Here is a 24,176-nt window from a genome sequence, read left to right as displayed (position 1 = left end):
TATGAATGAGCAACGGCTACAACAAACCAACGCCAGACTGGATTGCATCGATAGCTTGCTCAACCAGCAAACACCGCTGTGTTATCAGGGCGGCATGCACGTTGGTATCGACCTTGGCACTGCCGATATCCAAACCGTTGTAGTGGACGATAACGGCTACCCCATTGCGGCATTCTTAGATTGGGCCGATGTGGTTCGAGACGGCATTGTGGTGGACTACTTCGGTGCCTGCCAAATCGTACGCCAACAACTGGATAAAGTTGAAGCTCGGCTTGGTGTTCGTCCGACTCACGCCATCACCTCCTATCCTCCGGGCACCGATCCACAAATATCAATCAATGTGGTTGAGTCCGCTGGCATTGAGGTAAGCCAAGTAATTGATGAGCCCTCAAGTGTTGCCGCTATGCTAGAGATCCACCAAGGTGCCGTGGTTGATGTAGGCGGCGGCACCACCGGCACCGCCATAATAAAAGATGGTCAACTCCAAACGTCACTGGACGAACCCAGCGGTGGTCGCCACGTCAGTCTCACTATCGCTGGTGGGCTAGGTATCAGCTACGAAGACGCCGAACAAAAAAAGCGCCAAGGCGACCAAACCATCGCACCTCTGGCAAAGCCAGTAATTGAAAAGATGGCAGACATTGTCGCTAACCACATTAACGGCCATCAGCCTGCTGCAATATACCTTACCGGAGGCGGTACCTTAGTCGCCGGTTTTGAAGCGGTATTCCAGCAACAATTTCCACAGATTCCAGTGGTACCGTTTAGCAAAGCGCTTTATCTAACGCCGTTAGCCATCGCCAGTTATGGCCTGAACGGAGCACGCCATGATTGAATCGATCAGTAACGCCACCATCGCTGATGTGGTCCGTCAAACCCTTGAACAGTTTCGCCCTAATCACGGTTTTACCTTCCGCTCGCCTGCCATCACGGTGACTGGCGAGTACTGCGTAAGCCAATTGGGTGACGCGCTGCAAGAGCTCGGGGCACAACATGTCATGTTGGTGACTGATCGTAATATCCATCAATTGGGATTAGTTTCAGGCTGTGAGTCTGCCATCACCTTAGCGGGCATTGAACTCACTCTGTTTGCAGATGTTAATGGTGAGCCCGATAGCAAACTGGTGCGGCAAGGTTACGCCACCTTACAACAGTGCCAAGCGGACTTTATCCTCGGCGTTGGCGGCGGTTCCGCTTTGGATTGCGCCAAGGCAATTGCGGTAATTGGCGATCACTACGGCCCGCTAAGTGAACTTAAGGTTGGTGGTGTTTGCTCACGTCGAGTTGGCTTAGGGGCGATTCCAACAACAGCTGGTACCGGTTCTGAAGCGACAGATATTACCGTTATCTTCGATCAAACCCAGAAGATAAAGGTTCCGATAAAGGGGCCTGCGTTAGTCCCTGATTTAGCGTTACTCGATCCAACCTTGATGAGCGGCGTACCTGCGGCAATAACCGCAGCAACTGGCCTTGATGCGCTGACTCATGCGGTTGAGTCATATGTGTCAATCCAATCCAATCCGTTATCTCGGGCTTATGCCTACCACGCAATGCAGTCGATCTTTCACACCCTGCCTAAAGTGGTTGGCTACGGACAGGATCTAGCACTACGAGGACAGATGGCGGTGGCCTCATTTAAAGCTGGGCTAGCATTCAGCAACTCTGGGCTTGGTTTAACCCACGCTATTGCTCATCAGATTGGGGCGCGATATCACCTTGCACACGGGGTTGCCAACGCCATTTTACTCCCTTATGTAATGCAATTTAATGCCCTGTGTTGTCAGCATGAGTACGCCCATATCGCCACAGCCCTCGGGGTAAGCCGTGATGCGATGACCGAGCGAGAGCGTTGCCAAGCTGCCATCGATGCGATTAAGCAACTCGCCGATGACTTGGGCTTACCCAACCAACTGGCAAGCGTTGGTGTGACCGTTCAGGATCTGCCGCTATTAGCCGAGCAAGCGATGCAAGACATCTGTTTGCAAGGCAACCCTCGTCAAGTCGAACAAGCGCAGATAGAACAACTTATCCGCCAAGCGATTGGGGGAACTCATGGAACGTAAAAGTATCCATAGTGTCGGTATCGATATCGGTACTACCACCACACAACTGATCTTCTCTCGTCTTACCGTGGTTAATCGCGCCCCTGCATCACAAGTGCCGGTATACGAGTTCATTGAACGCGCCATCACCTACCAAAGCCCAGTATCGCTGACGCCTATCGACCGCAGTGGTGTTATCGATGCTAATGCGCTGCAGCACTACATTCATCAACAAATAGAGCAAGCTGGGGCTGAGCATAATCAGATAGAAACCGGCGCAATCATCATCACCGGCGAAACCGCCAAAGCCGACAACGCCCGCGAAGCGCTGTTGGAGTTATCGGAACAGCTTGGCGATTTCGTGGTTGCTACCGCAGGGCCAAACCTTGAATCGGTAATCGCCGGTCGCGGCAGTGGCGCACAAGAGTACTCACACGAGCGCCACAAGAAGGTGCTTAATATTGATATTGGCGGCGGCACCTCTAACTTCGTGGTGTTCAATTGTGGCCAAGTCAGCGATACCGCCTGCCTTAACATCGGCGGTCGTTTAGTAGAAACCACCCAGCAACAAGCCAGCTATTTCCACAAGCCAGCATTAACTGTGATTGAAGAGTTATTTGGCGAACAGCTGCAGCCGCGGCAAATCGATGCTGAGCACCTTCGCCGCATCGCGGATCGCATGGCGCAATTGATTATCGAGGTTGCCATTGGCCAGCCAAGTCGATTGGCCTGTTACCTATTGCAGACCCCAATGTTGTCTGACATTGCAGGACTTGATGCCATTTTCCTTAGCGGTGGTGTTGGCGACTGTTTCTATCAGCTGCGGCAAGGTAAAGAGCTGCAAGATTACAACGACATTGGCCCACAATTAGCGCGAGCGCTACTACGCCAACCCAAGCTCGCCGAGATTGAGATCTTACAACCGAGCCAGACCATCCGCGCAACGGTGATTGGTGCTGGTGCTTATTCGCTAGCATTATCTGGTTCAACCATCTGGCTTAACACCGATGCGTTGCCATTAAAAAACATCCCAGTAGTACACCCCAATATCGACTGGCAACAATCACAACCAGACATCAATCAAGCAATCCAGATCGCAGCCCAGCGCATGGATCTTAATCTCACTACCGATCACTACGCCATCGCTATCGACGCGGGCATGCCGGTCAACTATCGCAGCGTTCTTCATGTTGCCGCAGAGGTGGCCTCCTACTACCAGCAGCATGGTAATCGCAGCCTTGCGGCACTAGTGATATCGCACAACGATATTGGCAAAGCGTTAGGAATGGAGCTGCAACCATTGCTGCCTCAGCAACAGCTTTGCGTCATCGACGAGGTGATCACCAACGACGGTGATTACATCGATATTGGCAACAGTTACTTCGGTGGGGAGATCGTGCCATTAACGGTCAAATCTCTCGCATTCCCGGCTTAAAAGGATCTTAACAATGAAACTCAAGACACAGCTTTTTGGTCAAACTTATCAATTCAAGTGTGTGAAGGAAGTGTTGGCCAAAGCCTCTGATTTACGCTCTGGTGACGTGTTAGCGGGGGTTGCCGCCAAAACGGCACAGGAACGAGTAGCAGCAAAGCATGTGTTATCTGAATTAACCCTTAACGATCTGCGCGAAAACCCCTCCATTGCTTACGAAGATGATCTAATTACCCGCATCAACCAAGACAGCTTAAACCGACGCTCGTTTGAGCAGATAAGGAACTGGACCGTTAGTGAGTTGCGAGAGTACATCCTCTCAGATAGCCCCAATCATGAAGACTATGAGCGGCTGCGTAAGGGCTTAACCGCCGAAATGGTAGCTGGGGTTGCCAAGCTTTCATCCAACGCCGATTTGATGATCGGCGGCAAAAAACTGCCGGTGGTCACCAAAGCCAATTGCACCCTCGGGTTGCCCGGCCATTTTAGTTGTCGCCTGCAACCCAACGACACCCGCGACAACGTTAACTCTATCTTGGCACAAACCTATGAAGGCTTGAGCTACGGCTGTGGCGATGCGGTTATCGGCGTAAACCCCGTTACCGATAACGTCGAAAATACCGCTCGGGTATTAGAAGCACTGCAAGAGGTTATCGACAAGTACAAGGTGCCTACTCAACCCTGCGTGCTGTCCCACGTAACCACCCAGATGGAAGCAATTCGCCGCGGAGCCCCTGCTGGGCTTATCTTCCAGAGCATTGCTGGCACCGAAAAGGGCTTGGCAGAGTTTGGCGTAAACGTTGAACTGTTGGATGAGGCATATGAGGTCGGCAAACAGTATTGCAATCTCGCTGGCGGCAACATGATGTATTTCGAAACTGGTCAAGGGACCGAACTGTCCGCTGACGCCCACTATGGTGCCGATCAGATGACCATGGAAGCCCGTTGTTACGCCTTAGCAAGGCGCTATAAGCCTCATTTAGTTAATACCGTGGTTGGCTTTATCGGTCCCGAGTATCTCTATAACCACCAACAGATTATTCGTGCCGGTTTAGAGGATCACTTTATGGGTAAGCTAACCGGCTTACCCATGGGTTGTGATGCCTGCTACACCAACCACGCCGATACCGATCAGAACTCCAATGAGAACCTGCTGATCCTGTTGGCATCTGCAGGGGTGAACTTCGTCATCGGCTTACCGTTGGGTGACGACATCATGCTCAATTACCAAACCAACTCTTATCACGACACAGTTACTGCCCGCCAGTTATTGAACCTTCGGCCAGCGCCAGAGTTTCAAGCATGGATGGAAACCATGGGACTGATGGAAAACGGCAAATTGACCGCCCGCGCTGGCGATCCATCCATCTTCTTCAAGTAAGGACACGACATGAACGAGCAAAGGATTCAACAGATAGTAGCGACCGTGTTAGCCCAACTTGGCGAAGACCAGATTGAACCGGCGGCGATTAAGCAGATTGCCACGACCAGCACACAGTCCCCAATTGCAGCGAACCCAGGCGGTGACACTGGCTGCTTACCCGATCTTGGCAACGACGAGCACAAAACCTGGATTGGTACCAATGACGTCGACGATGAAGCTGTGATCAAAGATCTCATCGCTCAGACCGATGCGCGGGTTGGCAAAGGCAGAGCCGGCCCAAGACTGCGCACCACCGCGATGCTGCGCTTTTTGGCCGACCACTCTCGGTCCAAAGATACCGTGTTGAAAAATGTCGATCCGCAATGGTTAGTCGAGCGCGGTTTGATGGAGGTACAGAGCTGTGCCCACGACAAAGATGAATACCTGACTAGGCCTGATTTAGGGCGATTACTCAACGACGAAGCCAAGGCCACAATTAAGGAGAAATGCCAAGCCTCACCGCAGGTTCAGGTAGTGCTGTCCGACGGGCTGAGCCTCGATGCCGTCACCGTTAATCACGGCGAAATCTTACCGGCCCTGCTGAAAGGACTGGAGAACGCAGGGCTAAATGTCGGTACCCCGTTCTTCCTCCGCTACGGCCGCGTTAAGGCGCAGGACCAAATCGGGATGTTGCTGGATGCCGAAGTGAATCTGTTATTGATTGGTGAGCGCCCCGGGCTGGGGCAATCCGAATCTTTAAGTTGCTACGCGGTGTACCGACCAACGGCCGACACGGTCGAATCAGACCGAACGGTTATCTCCAATATCCACGCTGGCGGAACCCCACCGGTTGAAGCCGCGGCGGTGATTGTTGATCTGGCCAAATCGATGCTGGCCAACAAAGCCAGTGGCATCAACCTTAAACGATAACAGGAGCTCGATAATGGCGATTAAAGATAGAATTCAACCGGCTGTATTAGCAACTCGTGTTATCGCATCTGTCGATCCAGCCTACAAAGCACAATTAGGACTAAAAGATCACCACAACAGTATCGGTTTAGTCACCGCAGATTGCGATGATGTCACCTACTGTGCACTCGATGAAGCCACCAAAGCCGCCGATGTCGAGGTGGTGTACGCCAAGTCATTCTACGCTGGCGCAGCTCATGCTTCAGGCCCTACTTCGGGCGAAATCATTGGCATCATTGCCGCCTCTTGCCCTGCCGACATCATTGCAGGGTTAGAGCGCATCAAAGGCTTTATTGCTGATGAAGCCGCCTTTCAGGTTGGCGACAGCAGTGGCGAGTTGGCCTACTTTGCCCATCTGGTTTCCTCTACTGGCAGTTACCTCTCCGCCGAAGCAGACGTTGAACAGGGCACCGCCCTCGCCTATTTAATCGCGCCACCTTTAGAGGCGATGTATGGCCTTGATGCAGCACTTAAAGCCGCTGACGTTGAACTGAAAAATTTATTCGCACCGCCTTCAGAAACGAACTTTGCCGGTGGCCATCTTGCAGGTTCTCAAGCCGCGTGCAAGGCAGCCTGTGACGCGTTTGAGGCAGCGGTAATTGACATTGCCAGCAACCCAATCAGCCATTAAGGGAGTTGCACATGGATGCGCTGCTGCAACAAGTTCAGCAAGCTGGGGTAATTGGCGCTGGTGGGGCGGGTTTTCCAACCTACCTTAAGCTTGATTGCCAAGTCGAATGGGTACTCGCTAACGGAGCCGAGTGCGAACCACTGTTGTACAAGGATCAAGCATTGATGCAACGCCACGCCACCGAACTTTTTGGTGGCATGTTATTGGCGATGGAGCAGGTTGGCGCCGGCAAAGCAGCAGTAGGCATCAAGCGCAAAAACGCCGATACCATCGAGATATTAGAATCGTGCCGACCAGCGCAAATTGAGTTGCTGTTGATGGAAGATGTTTATCCTGCCGGCGATGAAGTGGAGCTGATCTACGAAGCAACAGGACGATTACCCCCCGCAGGAGGGTTGCCAAAAGAGGTCGGTTGCTTGGTCAACAACGTGGAATCTTTTATCAATCTGTTTCGTGCCGCCCAAGGGCAATCAGTAACCCAATCGATGGTGACGGTTCATGGTGAAGTCAACACCCCCTATACCAGCTGGTTACCGGTCGGGATGAGCTTTGGCGAGGCGCTACACCTTGCTGGAGGTCCAACCTGCGATGACTATGTGATTTTGGTTGGCGGGCCTTTAATGGGGAGTATCAGCCAAGATCTGGACCGTCCCATCACCAAAATCGATAGCGGTTTATTAGTTCTGCCAACGAACGGCAGAGTCGCTCGCTACAAAATGCGCCCAGAGGCAGAGGTTCGCCGCATAGGTAAATCCGCCTGCGATCAATGCAGCCTATGTACCTCTATGTGCCCTCGCCATCTACTCGGTTACCCAATCCAACCGCATTTAGCAATGCGCTCGTTGCAGGTCTCCCTTACCGATAACGTCGGTTATGCACTTGCAGCCCAAGCGTGTAGTGCCTGCAACCTTTGTTCGATGTGGTCATGCCCCGAAGGGCTCGATCCCAGCCGTGTCTGCACCTTGACCAAACAAGCGTTGCGAGACAACGACCTTTGGCAAACGCCGGCCCAATTGCAAGCTCAAGCCACCACTGTGCACCCACTACGCTCCTACCGCGGCGTGCCCACCAAGCGCTTAACCCAGCGCTTAGAGCTCACTGGCTACGCCAAAGTAAAAGCCAGTTTCCAGCCGCTGAGCCAACTCATAGAAGCCGCCAGCAATGATAGCAGCAAGCCGCGCCCTCAACAGGTTCGAATCCCACTATCACAGCATATCGGCGCACCAGCTCAAGCCATCGTCGCAGTGGGTGATGTGGTTGAGGCAGGACAAATGATAGGACAACCCACCCCAGAAACGCTCAGTGTAGCGATTCACGCCAGCATCAACGGCACCGTCACGGCCGTTGGCGACACGATTGAAATCACCCAACAGATGGATGGATAACGATGTTAAACGCAATTGGCTGTATTGAATTGAACTCCATTGCCCGTGGGTACTTCGTCGCCGATGCAATGCTAAAGGCAGCGGAAGTGGAGCTGCTTTTTAACCGCACCATCTGTCCCGGTAAATATATGGTGCTGGTGGCCGGCGATGTCGCCGCCGTCAATGCCGCCATGGATACCGGCCTAGCCGCTGGTGGCGGTGAAGTAATCGATGACCTGCTGATCCCCAATGTTCACCCCGATGTGTTTCCCGCAATCTCAGGTACTCGTGTGGTTTCCCAAACCGGTGCATTGGGGATCATCGAAACGTTCTCAATCGCCAGTATCGTAGAAGCCGCTGACGCCGCGGTGAAGGCCGCTAACGTCGAACTGCTAGAGGTGCATATTGCGATGGCCATCGGCGGTAAAGGCTACGTCACATTAACCGGCGATGTCGCAGCGGTTACCGCTGCGGTCGAAGCCGCAATCAACCAGATCCGGCATAAAGGACTACTGGTTGACAAGGTTGTTATTCCACAACCCCGACCGGAGGTTTTGGAAGGCAAAGTTTAGCGCCAGTACTTCACTGGTTAATTTAATTAATAACGAGGTAATCAATTGGCTGAACGCTGACACTGATTATTTATCAGAAACATCACGTAGTGAGGTGTTATATGGTCGACCAAGTAGGTTCGTCGGGCTTAGCTTCCAAAAGCGAAAAGCCACAACGACAACTCAAAAAAGGGGTTGCTGGCTGGTTCCTGCTAGCAACATTAGGGGTTTCGTACGTTATCTCCGGCGATTACGCCGGTTGGAACTTCGGTATTGCCGAAGCCGGTTGGGGCGGGATGTTAGTTGCCGCCATTGCAATGGGGGTCATGTACCTTACATTGGTGCTGACCTTAGCGGAGCTATCCGCGGCCATCCCAACCGCTGGCGCGGGTTATAGCTTTGCGCGCTATGCCATTGGCCCAACGGCTGGCTTCGCCACGGGTTTAGCGGTATTGATTGAATACGCGTTGGCACCTGCGGCCATCGTTATCTTTATCGGTGCCTATGTTGATGCATTGATTGGCTGGAATGGACCAACGGTTTATGCCACGTTCTATCTAGTCTTTATTGGTGTTCACCTTGTTGGTGCTGGCGAAGCATTGAAGCTGATGTTGGTTATTACCGCCTTCGCTGTACTGGCTATTATTGTCACCGCCATTGGTTTAGTACCGCATTTTGACGCTGCAAACCTGTTTGATATTGCTGCCAATCCAGAAGTTGCTGGCTCTTCAACCTTCTTACCTGAAGGTTGGAAAGGGGTATGGGTTGCTCTGCCATTCGCTATTTGGCTGTTCTTAGCAGTGGAAGGCGTGCCTATGGCTGCAGAAGAAGCCAAAGACCCAGCCAAAGACGTACCTCGCGGGATTATTGGGGCAATGATCTTCCTACTGTGTTCAGCGGCATTAGTGATGCTATTAGTTCCTGGAGCAACCGGGGCAAAAGCCGCCGGTTCCTATGCTGCACCACTGGTTGATGCATTACGCGCGGTTCAGGGTGAAGATTCGATGATGGCGAACTTCGTTAACGTAGTTGGCTTAACCGGACTTATCGCTTCGTTCTTCTCCATCATCTATGGCTATAGCCGCTTGGTATTTGCCCTATCTCGCGCTGGTTATTTGCCAGAATTCATGTCACGCACCTCAAGTCGCAAGATCCCAATCTGGGCGCTGATCGTTCCCGGCATCTTCGGTTTCTTCGCGTCCCTGACTGGCGAAGGTGACATGATGATTATGATGGCGGTATTTGGCGCTACCATCTCCTACGCAATGCAGGCGTACAGCGCCATCCGTTTACGTAAAACTCGCCCTGATATTAAGCGACCATATCTAGCCCCCGGTGGCGACATTACCGCTTGGATCACCATCGTTTTGTCACTCATCGCATTGACCTCTTGTTTCGTTTACGACCAAAGAGCGGCGATTGCCATGGTCGTTATGTATGCAATTGGTATGGGCTACTTCTTCATGTTCAAACATAAAGAGGTCTCCAAACGCACCGCCGAAGAGGAATTTGCCTTGATCGAGCAAGGTGAAGCTGAACTGGACTGAGGTAACGCTGGTAACTGCATGGCTGGCACGGTGTCAGCCGCTTCATGATTGAGCATATGGTCAGTCATCATCAAGCCAGCGACCGACTAAGGACACCCTGGCTTTGTTTAAAGGGAAATTACGATGAAAATCAAAACACTCACTGTTTGCACTGCGATGGCTCTGGGCCTAATGAGTGGCTCAGCTCTGGCGAACAGCTTTGACGGCAATATTGGCGCCACCAGTGACTACTTGTGGCGAGGCTTAAGCCAAACCGGCGGTGAAGCCGCTTTCTCTGGTGGCATAGATTACAGCCACGATAGTGGTGTTTACGCAGGTACTTGGGCATCCAATGTTGATTTTGGCGATGACAAACCAACTTATGAAATCGACTTCTACGGTGGTTACGCCGGTGAAATCGAATCCATCAGCTTTGATGCAGGTTACATCTATTACGCCTACCCTAATGCCGATTACGATGGCGACTTCGGTGAAGTGTATCTAAACCTTGGTTGGAACTGGTTTGGCATCAGCACCTCTTACGGCACCAACGCGCAAGATGATGAAACCTATGAAGATGCGTTCTACATTGAAGGCAACATCAGTTACGACATCAGTCCAACGTTGAGTTTTGCCGTTGCGGTTGGCAATCAAAGCTTCGATATTGATGGGGTCGAAGATTACGTTAACTACAACGCGTCACTCACCAAGGTAACCGACATGGGTGACTTTACCTTTATGGTCAGCGACACTGATATTGACGACGATGACCCTATTGTATTGGTGAGTTGGGGCTATGGCTTTAGCCTTTAAACTAAGAAAATTGCATTAACCACAACCAATCATCAGTAAAAAGACTTAGGATAATCCCTGAGTCTTTATTTTTTTCGGTCTTCACGCCCAAATCGCAATCGATTTATTTCGCCCTTTTTGATGCAACACTGCAATTTTTTGCACAAATTTCAACCCAGACAGATTAAACTGTGTTCGCTCAAACACAAATTGCGTATCTTTCCAGCAGACGCGCATAATTGAGTTGACGCGGACACCGAAAATCCGTTTAATAGCGCCCCGTCGCCTCGTTAGCTCAGTTGGTAGAGCAGCGGATTGAAAATCCGCGTGTCCCTGGTTCGATTCCGGGACGAGGCACCATCTTTCGATTGATTGGCATTAGCCAGTAAATCAAAGTTGTTGCCGGACATTTGTTTAGCAAGAACTTGCCTCGTTAGCTCAGTTGGTAGAGCAGCGGATTGAAAATCCGCGTGTCCCTGGTTCGATTCCGGGACGAGGCACCATTTTTAAAGTGTTGAGTTTCGACTTACCACGCCTCGTTAGCTCAGTTGGTAGAGCAGCGGATTGAAAATCCGCGTGTCCCTGGTTCGATTCCGGGACGAGGCACCATTTTTAAAGTGTTAAGTTTCGACTTACCACGCCTCGTTAGCTCAGTTGGTAGAGCAGCGGATTGAAAATCCGCGTGTCCCTGGTTCGATTCCGGGACGAGGCACCATATTGATAAGGCTCAATCTTCGGATTGAGCCTTTTTCATTTCTAGCCACCAAAGCAAAACAGCGGATTGGCTTACAAAAGATCGGCGCGTGCCCCTAGCTCGATTCCGGGACGAGGCACCATTTTTAAAGTGTTGAGTTTCGACTTACCACGCCTCGTTAGCTCAGTTGGTAGAGCAGCGGATTGGCTTACAAAAAATCGGCGCGTGTCCCTAGTTCGATTCCGGGACGAGGCACCATATTGATAAGGCTCAATCTTCGGATTGAGCCTTTTTCATTTCTAGCCACCAAAGCAAAACAGCGGATTGGCTTACAAAAGATCGACGCATGCCCCTAGCTCGATTCCGGGACGAGGCACCATATTGATAAGGCTCAATCTTCGGATTGAGCCTTTTTCATTTCTAGCCACCAAAGCAAAGCAGCGGATTGGCTTACAAAAGATCGGCGCGTGTCCCTAGCTCGATTCCGGGACGAGGCACCATATTGATAAGGCTCAATCTTCGGATTGAGCCTTTTTCATTTCTAGCCACCAAAGCAAAACAGCGGATTGGCTTACAAAAGATCGACGCATGCCCCTAGCTCGATTCCGGGACGAGGCACCATATTGATAAGGCTCAATCTTCGGATTGAGCCTTTTTCATTTCTAGCCACCAAATCAAAACAGCGGATTGGCTTACAAAAGATCGGCGCGTGCCCCTAGCTCGATTCCGGGACGAGGCACCATATTGATAAGGCTCAATCTTCGGATTGAGCCTTTTTCATTTCTAGCCACCAAATCAAAACAGCGGATTGGCTTACAAAAGATCGGCGCGTGCCCCTAGCCCGAACGCGGACGAGGCGCTGTTTAAAAAAATACAGCCTAGTGTTGAGTTTTGTCGTTTCAGGATCTTAATACACGCTCAGGTTAGCTTACGCATGCGGCTAATCAGGTCGGCATCAATGCCATAAATCTTGCCACACAGTTTAGGAGACGAACACTGCTCGCTTGTTCAGTAAACAAGCCTGTGTACCGACTAGATGCAATCAACTCGGCAATTGCTTCCATTCACAGTGATGCGGATAAGATCACCAAAGCTGTGGGTATGGATCTTCTCTGTTGATTTCTAGCCTACGGCAACCGCTTCTAACAGGGTTACACTAGTTAACAACCCTCTAAACGATGATCATTGTCCTTCTATGCTAAATCACTGGCTTGAACACAAAAAACGCCTCCATGGTTACATTGCGAAGCAGCTGCAAGACCCGACGTTAGCTGATGACATCCTGCAAGAGGTGTTTATTAAAGCCCACGGGCAACAACGACAGCTGCAATCCACAGAAAATATTGGCGCATGGCTGTTTCGTATCGCACATAACACCATGATGGACCACTTCCGTCAGCAAAAAACGCAACAGCAACTATCAGAAGACTTAGTCGCAGTAGAAGCCGACCAAGCCGAGCTATCCCATCAACAGCTTGCGCAATGCCTCGAGCCATTAATCAACGAATTACCAGAAAAGTATCAGGCACCGCTAAAACTCGCCGAACTAGGCAACTACAGCCAACAGCAAGTTGCGGATGAGTTGGGGTTATCGCTCTCTGGAGCTAAGAGTCGCATTCAGCGAGGAAGAGAAAAATTGAAGCAAAACTTAACCCGTTGTTGTGACATTGAAGTGGGACGTGGCGGTGTGGTGGCGTTCCAACCGAAAGACAACGATTATCGCGATTGCTAAATTTAAGCGCCTGGTAAAGATCGCGTCATCTCTACCAATAACCAAGCTGGTTGACTTGGTTACAAGCTATCGGAAGGCAGAGCTGGCTAACAGAGTGAGGCCAATGCTATTAATCGTTTATGGGCACCTCAATCACTTGCCACGGTCGTTGCCAATGGGCGAGCAGTTTTTCGATGCCCAAGGCCGCGATAGCCCAAGTCTGTTGGTTATCTAACGGGTGGCACTGCAGCGCCTCACCGCACCACAGTGAATCATCAAGCCACAACTCAACCTCGGCAGCCGCATCATTGCCCAACGCCAACAGCGACACATGCCCGGGCTTAATTCCTAGGTATTTATCGAGTCTCGCCGCCGAGGCGAAGCCCAATCGTGAAACTCCCATCTGTTTCGATAAACGGCGCAGATCAACACTGCTTTGCGGCGACGTGACTAACAAGAAATGACGCTTACCGTTATCGTTACGCAAGAATAGGTTTTTAGTACGCAAACCGGAGCGAATAAGGCCAAGGGCATCGGCATCACAGCAAGTCGCTAATGGTGGATGTTGGTATTGGCTGAAATCGATATCTAATCGGCGCAGCAGTTCTTTAAGAGACAAAGGGTCAAATTTGGATTTAGGCAAAGACATAACGGCGAAATAACACTGGAAAAATGGATACCCGAGCAACATAGTGGCTTTGGGGCGATATCAGCGCACCATACCATAGGCCATCAGATTAACGACAAGGACGTAATATGATCACACTACACGGTTTTCCACGCACCCGCTCATGGCGAGTATCATGGACTCTCGAAGAGCTTGGCGTTGAATGGGCCTATCAACTGGTAAACTTAGGCACAGCGGAGCATCGCAGCGAGGCCTACAGCCAACTCAATCCTCGCAAGAAGGTGCCTACCATTGATATCGATGGCTTTATTCTTACTGAGTCCGCTGCTACATGCCTGTTTCTGGCAGAGAAATATGGCAACCATAAACTGCTACCACAACCGGGCAGTATCGAATCAGCACGTCATCTCCAGTGGCTTCAGTTGATCATCTGCGAAATCGAGCAACCACTTTGGACCATGGGGAAACATAAATTTGCCCTGCCCCAAGAGCAACGAGTTACCGCAGTTGTAGCAACCGCCAAATGGGAGTTTGCCAAGATATTGGCCGAGGTAGAGCAGGAGATCCCAGTCGAGGGCTACTTAATAGGTGAGCAGTTTACCGTGGCTGATATTTTACTGGCGCAAACCCTTAACTGGGCCCAACGCTTTGAACTGGAGCTTAGTGACCGCGCTGAAGCCTACCGAGCACGCCTCACTGCCCGCCCGGCAGCACAATCGTCGCTCAATAAAGAACTAGCCGCCCTTTAGCGATAGCGGCATTAGTCATACTAACGGGTTCAAGCAAATTGAGTTCCATTCGAGCCCGTTAACATCTGTTCAGTTATTCAACAAAACACTTGTGTTTCTATTTAAATCCTGTATAGTTCGCGCCCTCAAGTCAGGGTATCTCACCTTCACTTGGTTACTTGGGGTGTTTAGCGCCAGAAGACAGCGTGTTTTTATGGGACCGTCGCTGGGCTTGCACCTCTTTATCATCTTGCAGATCCCCCATCTGCCTTTATATAGAGCATTTTAATGTCTAATAGCTGTGATTTTTCCAGCCTCGGTTTACCCGAAGCGCTGCTGAGTGCCGTAACGTCTATGGGTTTCACTAGCCCTACTCCGATTCAGGCACAATCCATTCCATTCATGTTGGAAGGTAACGACATCTTGGGCGAAGCCCAAACTGGTACCGGTAAAACCGCTGCCTTTGGTCTGCCTGCTCTAGCCGGAATTGACCCACGTCAGCGCGCTTCACAAATGTTAGTACTGGCCCCTACTCGTGAATTGGCTATCCAGGTTGCAACTGCACTGGAAGAGTTCGCGGTAAACATCAAGGGTCTGCGTGTTACTACCCTTTACGGTGGTCAACCATACGCACCTCAGCTGCGTGACCTAGAGCGTGGCTCTCAGGTAGTAGTTGCTACCCCTGGCCGTTTGATGGATCACATCCGTCGCGGTAGCCTCAAGTTAGATTCTATCCAGTGCTGTGTATTGGATGAAGCTGATGAAATGCTGAACATGGGTTTCTTAGAAGATATCGAGTGGATCCTTGAGCACCTGCCTGAGCAGACTCAAATGGCGTTGTTCTCTGCAACCATGCCTAACCAGATCCGTCGTATCGCCGAGCGCTTCTTGAAAGATCCGAAGCACGTTAAGATCGCTGCTGATAAAGCTCAAAAATCTAACATCGTTCAGAAGGCATGGAAGGTTTCCGGCCTAAACAAGACTACCGCTCTCGAGCGTCTTGCTGAAACCTTAGATTACGATGCCATGATCGTGTTCGTACGTACTCGTAACGACACCATGGAACTGGCTAACCACCTGAATACTCTGGGCTTTAAAGCTGCAGCGTTAAACGGTGACATGAGCCAGCAGCAACGTGAGCACACTGTTGCTCAGCTGCACAAAGGTAAGATCTCCATCCTGATCGCAACCGACGTTGTTGCTCGCGGTCTGGACGTTCCACGTATTACTCACGTGTTGAACTACGATCTACCAATGGATTCAGAATCTTACGTACACCGTATTGGCCGTACTGGTCGTGCTGGCCGTAGCGGTACTGCAATCCTGTTTGCTCGTCCACGTGAACTGCGTCAGTTGCGCTTCTACGAGCGTCAGACTGCTGGCACTATCGAGATGATGGACCTGCCTTCAGCTGAAGAGCTGGGTAAGCACCGTACCGCTAAGCTGAGCGTTGAGCTGGCTGAGTGTGTTGCTGGTACCAACTTGGAAGAGATGCAGAAAGTTATCTCTACCATGGTGGAAGAGCAAGAGTTGACTGTTGAGCAATTGGCTGCAGCCTTGCTGTTCCAACGTCAACGTAACAAGCCTCTGGCACCACAAGCTGATCCTGCGCCTCGTTTCGAGCGTGACCGTGGTGAGCGCAACGACCGTGGTGAGCGTGGCGAACGCCGTGAGCGTGGTCCACGTCGTGCTAACGTTGAATTCGATACCTTCCGTCTGGAAGTGGGTCGCGAGCACGGCACTCAGGTTAAAGATATCGTTGGCGCTATCGCGAACGAACTGTCTCTGGACAGCGGCTTGATTGGTCAAATCCGCCTGCAAGATGCCCACACCCTGGTGCAGTTGCCGAAAGATATGCCTAACGAGACTCTGGTTAAGCTGAAGAAGATCAACATTCGCAACCGTCCATTGGAAGCGGAACGTACTTCTGAAGTAATCCCACCGCGTCCTCGCCGTGAAGGCGGCCGTGACGGTGGCGGTTTCCGTGGCAACCGCGAAGGCGGCCGTGAAGGCGGTCAACGTCGTGACGGTGGCGGCTACCGCGGTAACCGTGAAGGCGGCCGCAGCGAAGGTGGTCGTGGCGGCGAAGGTCATCGTGGCCAGCGTCGTGATAGCGCTCCACGCGGCGACCGTAGCTCTGCTCCACGTGGCGATCGTCGTCCACGTCGTGACGAGAACTTTGGTAACCAGTAATTATTACTGAGTACACCAACTAAAAAAACCGGCCCTAGTGGCCGGTTTTTTGTATTTGCATTTTGCGCTAACAGGTATGTCGCAGCGACTGCGTAACTTGGCAACTAAGCCCGTGCGAGCTTTAGCTCCGCGGTGCCGAATCTTACCGCAACATTTCCTCGCTGCGCCTTCGCTTGGTACAACGCCTTATCCGCGTTTTCAATGCACATTAATGGTTCCAATTCGTCGTGAGGCTCGCAGCAGTAATAGCCAATGCTCATCGACAGTGCACTATGGTGAGCCTTAGAACTTGGGGTAATATTGAGCGCGACAACCTCACTCAATATCTTATCGGCAACCACCTTGGCATGCTCTGCATCGGTATAGGGCAACACCACACAAAACTCCTCGCCGCCATAGCGAGTTACAACATCGGTGCTCCGAGGCACAGCCACTTCCAGCGCAGCGGCAATAAGCTTTAGCGCTTTATCGCCTTTGAGGTGGCCATACTCATCGTTATAGGGTTTGAACTTATCGATATCGAGCATCATAACCGTTGCTGCCAACTTGCTGCGCTTCACGTCTTCAAGGATCCGCGCTAACTCTGCATCAAGGTGCTTGCGGTTACCAATCTCCGTTAACGGATCTATCAGCGTAAAACGCTCTATCTGAGCCTGTCTCAACCAATTTAGTATGGTAATGGTGAGCAACAATATATTGGTAATCCACTGACTAAGACTTATTGCCCAACTCGTTTTATCAAAATTTTGATAAGCCTCTTCAGCATTAATCTCTGTGATAAGGCCGAGATCAAGCTCTTCAATCCAGCGCCAGCTGCCGACCACTATTTGGTTACGGTAGTCCAGATAACCGTCGATATTAGTGCCAACGAACAAACCCGACTGAATCGATGCTAATGGAAGCGTTCTAACCATTTCACCATCTGTTCGTTGACGCGCTAAGCCAATCTGAATACCTTGCTGCTCCGCCAACTTAGCCACCGTAGCAAAGCGGCTTTGCGACAACATCTCACCGCTGTAGTTAAAGGCGTAGGTTTCACCAGACTGACCAAACCGCCCTAGGTGCAGCATCTTACTGAACTGCAATGCTGGATTAAGCTGAAACACAATGTAGCCGGAAACTTGCTCGTCAGGGTTAAACAGCGCCTGTGCAATATACAACTCCGATCTACGTATTCCATCTGGATAGTGAAGATCGTTAAGTACAGTAATATTACCGGCGAGCAGATGGCGTTGTGAGATCGGACTCTCAAGCAGTGGCTTAAGTGTCGTTTTTTTGAGTAGTGGATCAGTGGAGGCCGCAACAATGCTAAAGTCATCTGCTAACAGGTAGTAAGCTGGATAGTGCTTATTCTGGAGCAGTTTACTCAGGTCATTGCGCAATTGCTGTTGCAGTGGATGTTGCTGTAGCGTCTGTAGATTATCGCGGTTGGGCCCCATCTGAACGATAGCCTCTCGCAACGGGGCATAGTAATCAACCAGATTGGTTAGGGTCGACTGTTCGCTGCTTATCCAGATGTGCAGTGCTTCTTCGGTCGTTTTTAATAACGAGCTGATCAGGGTCTCTACACTCGCTTTAGTTCGGCTGGCAAACTCGAGCTTAGTAAAGTAGAGACTACTATTAAAAATAACAGCAAAAACAATGGCTCCGATAACCAGTGGTTCACTAAGTACTGAGCGTAATCTTCGAAGCATCAAAATTCTTACCTCAGCAATGACCCTGAATCATTAGAGCCTTGCAACAACATCATTGTCTCTTATCACCATTGCTAGCAATGGTTACCAGTAATCGCAGTAATTTATCCATCAACTGTTATCCCAACAGGCTGAGTAAAACCACGTTAACTACACCAATGCAACCAACTTAGTTAACTAAATTATAAATAATATTATGTTTTTTATTTACTTAGTGCCAGCGATAAAACACTTGCTTGAGCCCGTTGCGAGTCGTTCTATCAAGGAATGCCATAACGATACAGTTAATAGTGGTGCCAATGATGCTGCATCAGCCAACTAGCCATCGCGATACTGAAGCCTGATTTCATTATAAGCACTAATGGCAAGCAGACTTGATCCTAAGGCAATCAAATAAACGTCGATAACGAACTACAGTTAAATAGTGGCAGTAGTAAATTCAGCCAACATTTATTGATGCGTATTATCGGCCCCTAGCCTGCAGCTGATGGAAATGTTGTTCGGTTGACGTAAGTCGCGGCAGTGCGTGGCGGGTAACGAAAAGGATGAAACGGATAACCCTAACTGCATCAACTGATTGTCGTATTCGGTCCCAGTGCACCAGAGGAGCTAGAGGGAATTACACTCCAGCTAGAACATAATGACAGAGAATCAAAAACCTACGATATTGCTCGTCGATGATGCGCCAGCCAACATTGATATTCTGGTGGCAGCACTGCGCAATCAATATCAACTGCGTGTTGCCTTGAACGGCGAGACCGCACTTAAAATTGTGACAAATACACCACCGGATCTGATCTTGCTTGATGTAATGATGCCTGGCATGAGTGGCTTTGATGTATGTAAACAACTTAAAAGTAATCCACTGACCAGCCGTATTCCAGTCATCTTTGTAACTGCATTAGGGGACTCCAACAACGAAACCGAAGGGTTAATGATTGGCGCAGCCGACTACATCACCAAACCCATCAACGTCGATATTGTCCGAGCTCGAGTGGCTTGTCATCTCGAACTCTATAACCAAACCCAGCTGCTCAATTCGTTGGTCAAACAGCGAACATTGGAACTAGAGCAAACCCGCGAACACATCATTCAATGCTTAGGCCGCGCCGCTGAATACAAAGATAACGAAACCGGGCTCCACGTTATTCGTATGAGTAAATATTGTGAGCTATTGGCCCGTACCGCTGGCCTTAATGACCACTTTTGTAGCCAATTACTCGCGGCTGCACCGATGCACGATATCGGTAAGATAGGCATCCCAGACCAGATCCTTAAGAAACCCTCGGATCTAAATAATTCTGAGTGGAAGATCATGCGGGAGCACCCAGAGCTAGGTGCGAATATACTAGGTAACTTAGACACCGAGCTGATGCACATGGCGTCGAGAATTGCATTAACCCACCACGAACGCTGGAATGGCGGCGGCTACCCCTACGGTATTAAGAAGGAATCGATTCCACTTGAAGGGCGCATTGTCGCCATTGGTGATGTGTTTGATGCGCTGACCTCAGACCGACCATATAAATCAGCTTGGAGCATCGATCAAACAATGTCCCATTTGATTGACTGTCGTGGCGATCATTTCGATCCGGAATTACTCGATATTTTTATTGCTTTAGAACCGGAACTAATAAAAATTCGCGAGCAACATATGGATCATAATGTAGCGTTAGGATAGCGTTAGAGCAGACTTTTAATCGGAACAAGAACAATAAGATGTTTGAACTCAACTCTACCCTTGCAGCAGACAGCGTGTTACTTGGTACCTTACCACTATGCCAGGTACGATTAAGCCGAGATAGCCAGTTCCCATGGTTGTTATTAGTGCCGATGCGTAAAGATATTAGCGAGATCCATCAATTAGAAGACACTGATCAACAACAGTTGATACACGAGTCTTGCACCATTGCCGCCTTGATGGAGCAGCACGTTCACCCAGATAAGATCAATGTTGCTGCGATCGGCAACATGGTGGCGCAGTTACACCTGCACCACGTTGCTCGCTACCACAACGACCCATGCTGGCCGAAACCAATTTGGGGGCAATTGCCGCCACTTCCTTATCCGATTGAAGATCTAAAAGAGATCACCAAGCTATGGCAGCAGCGACTAAACCAACTGGTTGAGTTCGAACAAGCCTAACCGAGAAACCTGCAGCGCTTATGAATCGAAGCGCTGCAACCAGATTGGATCGATCATCAAGTAGCCGTTGTCGTTGCTGACGCTCACTTGACCATCGCTGATGGTTACTGCCAGATCCATAGTCCGCTCAGCCATATCGGCCATTTGTGCCGCCGCTGCGTCATCAATCTGAACCACAGTTAGGTTACGCAATTTGCTAAACTTACCTTGGTTTTTTTGCCACCAAACCGCAACTGCATTATCGCCGTAAGCAAACAAAACAACTTGTTGAGCTTTACCACAGGCTTTACGCAAACGCGTTTCATCTGGGGTACCCATCTCAATCCACAGCTCAATCTCATCGCTATAGCTCTTCTGCCATAACTCAGGCTCGTCCTCTTCACACAAACCTTTAGAAAACTCTAACCGTTCATGGGCAAACATGCTCCAAGCCAACACTCGCAGCATCATCCGTACGTCGGTTTCTGATGGATGACGTGCCATCGTTAATGGCTGTTCCATATAAACATGACGATCCATATCAGACAGCTGAATTCGAGCTTTAAATACTGTGGCTTTTAGCGCCATTACCGTTTCTCTTTAATGGGGTAGGAAAGCTCGGCAGAGTAAAGGGTTCACCTAATGACTACAAGAGGTGACATGGCTAACTTTTACTTCTGCGAAGCGGAACTAAAGCAGAGTTGGTGAGTCGAACCCCACTGCGAACAATAAGAGCTTGCAATAAAGCAGGTAGACCCCAATAGTAATAAAACCAATTTTGAGGGAATGACACATGCAAACCATTTTTAAAGTCAGCCTGTTAACTGCGGCTATTGCCCTAACCGGTTGTCAGGACGGTAAAACAGAAGAAGTTGCCGCAACAGCAGCACCAGCCGCTATTCAGTTCGAAACTGAAGAGCAAAAAGTGGCGTACGCCATCGGCAGCTCAATTGGTCAAAACGTTGTACAAAACATTGAGACCATTACCGCCCAACAAGCAGAAATGGATAAGCCATTAGACGCTGATCTGATCCGCCAAGGCATCAAAGACACCATGGCAGCTAACACTCAGATGGGCGAAGAGCAGATCACCGAAGTGCTGCAAAAGTTCCAAACCGATATGCAAACAGCAATGCAAGCTAAGCAAGAAGAGATGCAGAAGCTAGCAGCGGAACAAGCGGAAGCAGAAAAAGCAGAAGGCCCGAAATGGTTAGCTGAAGTAGCTAAGACCGAAGGCGCTATCCTAACGGATTCTGGTTTGGTACTAATCCAACTACGTGCTGCTGACGGCGCTAAGCCAACCGCTGCTGACACCGTTGAAGTTCACTACCGTGGTACTACCCGTGACGGTAACCAGTTCGATTCCTCCTACGATCGTGGCGAAACCATTCAGTTCCCACTGAGCGGCGTAATCAAAGGCTGGACCGAAGGTCTGCAGCTGATGGAAGTGGGTTCTAAGTACGAACTGTACATCCCATCTGAACTTGGCTATGGCGCTCGCGGTGCTGGTGCAGATATCCCACCACACGCTGCTCTTAAGTTCGAAATTGAGCTGGTAAGCATTCCATCTCAAGCTGCTGCTGAGTAATCCGTAAGCTTGCTACAGATTGGAACAAAGGGACGCTGCGGCGTCCCTTTTTTATGGCTGTGTCACAGTTAACTGTTGAGGTTTATATCAAGCCTTCGGCTCTGCCGATTGCATCACTCTTAGGGGGTTATGTCGCGGTGGCGACGGCACATTCTTGTATGCATTAGGGGGGAAGCTTCGCCCCCTTTGGAATAGCTGTGTCGTAGTGAGCTGTTGAAGCTTATCTTAAGCCTTCGGCTTCACCGATTAGGTGCTTTTAGGGAGGATGTCGCGGTGGCGACGGCCCCCAAAGAGGAGCTTCGCTGGACTGCTCCAATGCGGCAGAAGATCAACGGCGTAGTGCTTTGCGTTTGTATCAAAACTCGCCTAGCCAGTGCTCTAACAGCATTGGAAAGAACAACACTTAGTTGGTACACAGCCTTTTTATGGTGCTATGAGCCTGCACTGCCCTCAGCTGAGCTACTGTCACACAACGGCACCTCTTTGATTTCACAGCGATCGCAATCTGGCTCAAGCAGGTCGATATCCTCTACGAACACAAAGAATCCCTCATCACTATCGGTTTGCAGAAACATATCGGTATCGATCGGCGCAAGTGGCGTTTCAATAAAGCAAAACTGCTCAAACTTCAAACCAAAGCTACCACTGCCCTCCCCTCCTTGCTGCTGATGGGCTAACACTTGGCTCTGAAACAGCCGCATCGACTTAGTGTCCTCAGGTCGTAAACTGAAAATCACCAACTGCTCACTGTTGCCGATGCCATCAAGCAGCACACTGCTCGGCCTAGTTCCTCTATCCACAATAACCGGATAATTTTCATCTAAGGTGAGGCTGTTATCTTCACTTACGTAACCCCAATGCATCATCACCCCATTATCGCCGATAACCACATTATTGTCGGTTCGGACCGCCACTTGCAGCTGGCCAGGATCAAGTTCTAGTGGTTCCAGAGTGACCAATTTATACATAGTAGTAATGGGCATTGACGTACAACCACTGAGCAGCAGTAACATAAAGGGGATTGCGGCGCGCATAAGCATTCCTTGCAAAGATGTGAAGCAGGCATGTGCTTGCAAAGCTCACACAAACTCACTCGTGATTCAACTTCCAAGTTTGTTGCCGCGGCGACAGCCGACTAATCCAATTTGCGAATTTGCAAGGTTACGCGACCGACCTCAAAGCCCCACTTTTTCATAATGGCGATATTGAGCAATTGTTGCTCGTCTATCAGTACCATGGTGTCATCAAAAGTCAGCTTCCAACCGCCTTGGTTTGGCGGTAACTGCAACTGATATTGCCAGGTTAAGACGGAACCACTGACAGTCCCAGTAGCACTGCCAATCACATCAGCGGCAGTGCCGCTGTAACTGCCATCGTCATTTACGCTGAGATACCAAATCCGCTCTGAGACTTCACCATCATCCCAGTAAAACTGCTCATCCAATACCCCTTGTAGCTTGCCTTGCTCTACCTGCCATGAACCCATTAACTCGGCTCGAAAACGCCGAGTAATGGCACCACTTCGTTGCTGCACCATGCCGTGAGCTTCGAGTTTGCCATCGAAGAACTGCTCTAAGCGAAACTCCGGGGTCATCTGTTGGTAACTCTCGCTGTTCGAGCTGCACCCTAACAGCGTTATTGCTAACAGGAGTGCAGCCAATATCAATGGATAAGGTTTCATTACTTAGCTCCAATCAACTCAAGTCGATGACGGGGGTAACTGGCCCCTTCATCCAGCCAAATCGCTGCAAACGCAGCACCAAAATTGGCATCATCGATATGACCAAGCTGACGTTGGTTGTAGTAGAAGCTGCTTTGAGTCTCACCAAAGTGAAACACTAATTGATCACCCTTACTGATTTGCGGCCACAACAGTTGCAGTTGCTCAATCCAAGGCTGAACATCAAAGCGTTTATCGATACCAAGCTTGAGCCACTCTTGTTTAGTGTGTTCTAACAGCGCTTGCCGGCTGATATCGCGGCGGTACTCCAGCTGTAACAACAGCGGTGGTTCAATACCACCGTAGTGCCCATCATCACTATAGAGCGTGGCTCGATAGACCGGAAACCACAGTACCGACAGTTCAGTTTGGCCAACGGCTTTAAGCTCTCCTAACAGCAAACTTACCGCCAGTAATGCCCACATC

The 24,176-nt window shown here is 50.2% G+C and carries 22 protein-coding genes and 5 tRNA genes; 21 read left to right on the top strand and 6 right to left on the bottom strand.

The features are described from left to right. The first annotated feature begins 1 nt into the window (after position 1). From eutJ to sigZ, 16 genes are all read left to right on the top strand, one after another. Entirely contained in the window at positions 2-835 is an 834-nt protein-coding gene (gene eutJ, locus HER31_RS01565; protein ID WP_168658959.1) for an ethanolamine utilization protein EutJ, read from the top strand. Continuing rightward, the gene (locus HER31_RS01560; RefSeq protein WP_168658958.1) at positions 828-2,063 is read left to right on the top strand and encodes an iron-containing alcohol dehydrogenase family protein; all 1,236 of its coding nucleotides are present in this window, start codon (positions 828-830) and stop codon (positions 2,061-2,063) included. Before eutJ ends, HER31_RS01560 begins: the two co-directional genes overlap by 8 nt. Continuing rightward, positions 2,053-3,477, top strand: coding sequence for an ethanolamine ammonia-lyase reactivating factor EutA (locus HER31_RS01555; RefSeq protein ID WP_168658957.1), 1,425 nt, complete (start codon positions 2,053-2,055; stop codon positions 3,475-3,477). Before HER31_RS01560 ends, HER31_RS01555 begins: the two co-directional genes overlap by 11 nt. 13 nt (positions 3,478-3,490) lie before the next feature. After that, positions 3,491-4,855 (top strand): ethanolamine ammonia-lyase subunit EutB, encoded by a 1,365-nt coding sequence (locus HER31_RS01550; protein ID WP_168658956.1) that lies wholly within the window; start codon positions 3,491-3,493, stop codon positions 4,853-4,855. 9 nt (positions 4,856-4,864) lie between these two features. Next, the gene (gene eutC / locus HER31_RS01545; protein ID WP_168658955.1) at positions 4,865-5,767 is read left to right on the top strand and encodes an ethanolamine ammonia-lyase subunit EutC; all 903 of its coding nucleotides are present in this window, start codon (positions 4,865-4,867) and stop codon (positions 5,765-5,767) included. 13 nt (positions 5,768-5,780) lie between these two features. Continuing rightward, the gene (gene eutL / locus HER31_RS01540; protein WP_202983585.1) at positions 5,781-6,437 is read left to right on the top strand and encodes an ethanolamine utilization microcompartment protein EutL; all 657 of its coding nucleotides are present in this window, start codon (positions 5,781-5,783) and stop codon (positions 6,435-6,437) included. A gap of 11 nt (positions 6,438-6,448) precedes the next feature. After that, positions 6,449-7,822: a 4Fe-4S dicluster domain-containing protein gene (locus tag HER31_RS01535; protein WP_168658954.1), complete on the top strand. Its 1,374-nt coding sequence runs from the start codon at positions 6,449-6,451 to the stop codon at positions 7,820-7,822. Between the two features lie 2 nt (positions 7,823-7,824). Then, on the top strand, positions 7,825-8,373 hold the full coding sequence (locus HER31_RS01530; protein ID WP_168658953.1) for a BMC domain-containing protein: 549 nt from the start codon (positions 7,825-7,827) through the stop codon (positions 8,371-8,373). Between the two features lie 101 nt (positions 8,374-8,474). After that, positions 8,475-9,899, top strand: coding sequence for an ethanolamine permease (gene eat / locus HER31_RS01525; RefSeq protein ID WP_168658952.1), 1,425 nt, complete (start codon positions 8,475-8,477; stop codon positions 9,897-9,899). Between the two features lie 123 nt (positions 9,900-10,022). Then, positions 10,023-10,691 carry a TorF family putative porin gene (locus HER31_RS01520; RefSeq protein WP_168658951.1) on the top strand — a complete coding sequence of 223 codons (669 nt, stop codon included), beginning with the start codon at positions 10,023-10,025 and terminating at the stop codon, positions 10,689-10,691. A gap of 263 nt (positions 10,692-10,954) precedes the next feature. Next, a tRNA-Phe gene (locus HER31_RS01515) sits at positions 10,955-11,030 on the top strand. A 67-nt stretch (positions 11,031-11,097) separates the two neighbouring features. Beyond that, a tRNA-Phe gene (locus HER31_RS01510) sits at positions 11,098-11,173 on the top strand. 30 nt (positions 11,174-11,203) lie between these two features. Next, a tRNA-Phe gene (locus HER31_RS01505) sits at positions 11,204-11,279 on the top strand. A 30-nt stretch (positions 11,280-11,309) separates the two neighbouring features. Beyond that, positions 11,310-11,385: transfer RNA gene (locus HER31_RS01500), tRNA-Phe, on the top strand. A gap of 151 nt (positions 11,386-11,536) precedes the next feature. Then, positions 11,537-11,622 (top strand) — tRNA-OTHER (locus HER31_RS01495). 937 nt (positions 11,623-12,559) lie between these two features. Beyond that, complete coding sequence (gene sigZ, locus HER31_RS01490; RefSeq protein WP_168658950.1) at positions 12,560-13,096, top strand: RNA polymerase sigma factor SigZ; 537 nt, start codon at positions 12,560-12,562, stop codon at positions 13,094-13,096. A 109-nt stretch (positions 13,097-13,205) separates the two neighbouring features. On the opposite strand, the gene HER31_RS01485 is transcribed toward sigZ, so the two are convergent. Continuing rightward, positions 13,206-13,724, bottom strand: a complete 519-nt coding sequence (locus HER31_RS01485) for a prolyl-tRNA synthetase associated domain-containing protein (RefSeq protein ID WP_238786877.1) — start codon at positions 13,722-13,724, stop codon at positions 13,206-13,208. Between the two features lie 107 nt (positions 13,725-13,831). On the opposite strand from HER31_RS01485, the gene HER31_RS01480 reads away from it, so the two are divergent. Further along, positions 13,832-14,452 (top strand): glutathione S-transferase family protein, encoded by a 621-nt coding sequence (locus HER31_RS01480; RefSeq protein ID WP_168658949.1) that lies wholly within the window; start codon positions 13,832-13,834, stop codon positions 14,450-14,452. A gap of 267 nt (positions 14,453-14,719) precedes the next feature. Continuing rightward, a complete protein-coding gene (locus HER31_RS01475; RefSeq protein ID WP_168658948.1) occupies positions 14,720-16,624 on the top strand; it encodes a DEAD/DEAH box helicase in 1,905 nt (634 codons plus the stop codon). Positions 16,625-16,728: 104 nt separating this feature from the next. On the opposite strand, the gene HER31_RS18770 is transcribed toward HER31_RS01475, so the two are convergent. Beyond that, positions 16,729-18,318: a GGDEF domain-containing protein gene (locus HER31_RS18770; RefSeq protein WP_238786876.1), complete on the bottom strand. Its 1,590-nt coding sequence runs from the start codon at positions 18,316-18,318 to the stop codon at positions 16,729-16,731. Between the two features lie 640 nt (positions 18,319-18,958). Here HER31_RS18770 and HER31_RS01465 point away from each other — a divergent pair. Both HER31_RS01465 and HER31_RS01460 read left to right on the top strand, forming a co-directional pair. Further along, positions 18,959-19,999 (top strand): response regulator, encoded by a 1,041-nt coding sequence (locus HER31_RS01465; protein WP_168658947.1) that lies wholly within the window; start codon positions 18,959-18,961, stop codon positions 19,997-19,999. A gap of 38 nt (positions 20,000-20,037) precedes the next feature. Further along, positions 20,038-20,463, top strand: coding sequence for an HIT domain-containing protein (locus HER31_RS01460; protein WP_168658946.1), 426 nt, complete (start codon positions 20,038-20,040; stop codon positions 20,461-20,463). A gap of 18 nt (positions 20,464-20,481) precedes the next feature. Here the strand turns inward: HER31_RS01460 and HER31_RS01455 are convergent, their stop codons facing one another. Then, a complete protein-coding gene (locus HER31_RS01455; protein WP_168658945.1) occupies positions 20,482-21,030 on the bottom strand; it encodes a YaeQ family protein in 549 nt (182 codons plus the stop codon). A gap of 205 nt (positions 21,031-21,235) precedes the next feature. Between HER31_RS01455 and HER31_RS01450 the strand changes: the two genes are divergently transcribed. After that, the gene (locus HER31_RS01450; protein WP_168658944.1) at positions 21,236-22,030 is read left to right on the top strand and encodes an FKBP-type peptidyl-prolyl cis-trans isomerase; all 795 of its coding nucleotides are present in this window, start codon (positions 21,236-21,238) and stop codon (positions 22,028-22,030) included. A 431-nt stretch (positions 22,031-22,461) separates the two neighbouring features. Here the strand turns inward: HER31_RS01450 and HER31_RS01445 are convergent, their stop codons facing one another. The 3 genes from HER31_RS01445 to HER31_RS01435 form a co-directional block, all read right to left on the bottom strand. Next, positions 22,462-23,064: a hypothetical protein gene (locus HER31_RS01445; RefSeq protein ID WP_168658943.1), complete on the bottom strand. Its 603-nt coding sequence runs from the start codon at positions 23,062-23,064 to the stop codon at positions 22,462-22,464. 101 nt (positions 23,065-23,165) lie between these two features. Next, positions 23,166-23,711, bottom strand: a complete 546-nt coding sequence (locus HER31_RS01440; protein WP_168658942.1) for a DUF3833 domain-containing protein — start codon at positions 23,709-23,711, stop codon at positions 23,166-23,168. Next, positions 23,711-24,175 carry a chalcone isomerase family protein gene (locus HER31_RS01435; RefSeq protein ID WP_168658941.1) on the bottom strand — a complete coding sequence of 155 codons (465 nt, stop codon included), beginning with the start codon at positions 24,173-24,175 and terminating at the stop codon, positions 23,711-23,713. Before HER31_RS01435 ends, HER31_RS01440 begins: the two co-directional genes overlap by 1 nt. Position 24,176: the final 1 nt, after the last annotated feature.

It is taken from the genome of Ferrimonas lipolytica (assembly GCF_012295575.1).
Lineage (GTDB): Bacteria > Pseudomonadota > Gammaproteobacteria > Enterobacterales > Shewanellaceae > Ferrimonas > Ferrimonas lipolytica.
This window is presented reverse-complemented; position numbering and strand designations above follow the sequence as displayed.

Coding starts and splice junctions, on each gene's coding strand:
- eutJ (WP_168658959.1), top strand. CDS start 2: ATGAATGAGCAACGGCTACAACAAACCAACGCCAGACTGGATTGCATC.
- HER31_RS01560 (WP_168658958.1), top strand. CDS start 828: ATGATTGAATCGATCAGTAACGCCACCATCGCTGATGTGGTCCGTCAA.
- HER31_RS01555 (WP_168658957.1), top strand. CDS start 2,053: ATGGAACGTAAAAGTATCCATAGTGTCGGTATCGATATCGGTACTACC.
- HER31_RS01550 (WP_168658956.1), top strand. CDS start 3,491: ATGAAACTCAAGACACAGCTTTTTGGTCAAACTTATCAATTCAAGTGT.
- eutC (WP_168658955.1), top strand. CDS start 4,865: ATGAACGAGCAAAGGATTCAACAGATAGTAGCGACCGTGTTAGCCCAA.
- eutL (WP_202983585.1), top strand. CDS start 5,781: ATGGCGATTAAAGATAGAATTCAACCGGCTGTATTAGCAACTCGTGTT.
- HER31_RS01535 (WP_168658954.1), top strand. CDS start 6,449: ATGGATGCGCTGCTGCAACAAGTTCAGCAAGCTGGGGTAATTGGCGCT.
- HER31_RS01530 (WP_168658953.1), top strand. CDS start 7,825: ATGTTAAACGCAATTGGCTGTATTGAATTGAACTCCATTGCCCGTGGG.
- eat (WP_168658952.1), top strand. CDS start 8,475: ATGGTCGACCAAGTAGGTTCGTCGGGCTTAGCTTCCAAAAGCGAAAAG.
- HER31_RS01520 (WP_168658951.1), top strand. CDS start 10,023: ATGAAAATCAAAACACTCACTGTTTGCACTGCGATGGCTCTGGGCCTA.
- sigZ (WP_168658950.1), top strand. CDS start 12,560: ATGCTAAATCACTGGCTTGAACACAAAAAACGCCTCCATGGTTACATT.
- HER31_RS01485 (WP_238786877.1), bottom strand. CDS start 13,724: ATGTCTTTGCCTAAATCCAAATTTGACCCTTTGTCTCTTAAAGAACTG.
- HER31_RS01480 (WP_168658949.1), top strand. CDS start 13,832: ATGATCACACTACACGGTTTTCCACGCACCCGCTCATGGCGAGTATCA.
- HER31_RS01475 (WP_168658948.1), top strand. CDS start 14,720: ATGTCTAATAGCTGTGATTTTTCCAGCCTCGGTTTACCCGAAGCGCTG.
- HER31_RS18770 (WP_238786876.1), bottom strand. CDS start 18,318: ATGCTTCGAAGATTACGCTCAGTACTTAGTGAACCACTGGTTATCGGA.
- HER31_RS01465 (WP_168658947.1), top strand. CDS start 18,959: ATGACAGAGAATCAAAAACCTACGATATTGCTCGTCGATGATGCGCCA.
- HER31_RS01460 (WP_168658946.1), top strand. CDS start 20,038: ATGTTTGAACTCAACTCTACCCTTGCAGCAGACAGCGTGTTACTTGGT.
- HER31_RS01455 (WP_168658945.1), bottom strand. CDS start 21,030: ATGGCGCTAAAAGCCACAGTATTTAAAGCTCGAATTCAGCTGTCTGAT.
- HER31_RS01450 (WP_168658944.1), top strand. CDS start 21,236: ATGCAAACCATTTTTAAAGTCAGCCTGTTAACTGCGGCTATTGCCCTA.
- HER31_RS01445 (WP_168658943.1), bottom strand. CDS start 23,064: ATGCGCGCCGCAATCCCCTTTATGTTACTGCTGCTCAGTGGTTGTACG.
- HER31_RS01440 (WP_168658942.1), bottom strand. CDS start 23,711: ATGAAACCTTATCCATTGATATTGGCTGCACTCCTGTTAGCAATAACG.
- HER31_RS01435 (WP_168658941.1), bottom strand. CDS start 24,175: ATGTGGGCATTACTGGCGGTAAGTTTGCTGTTAGGAGAGCTTAAAGCC.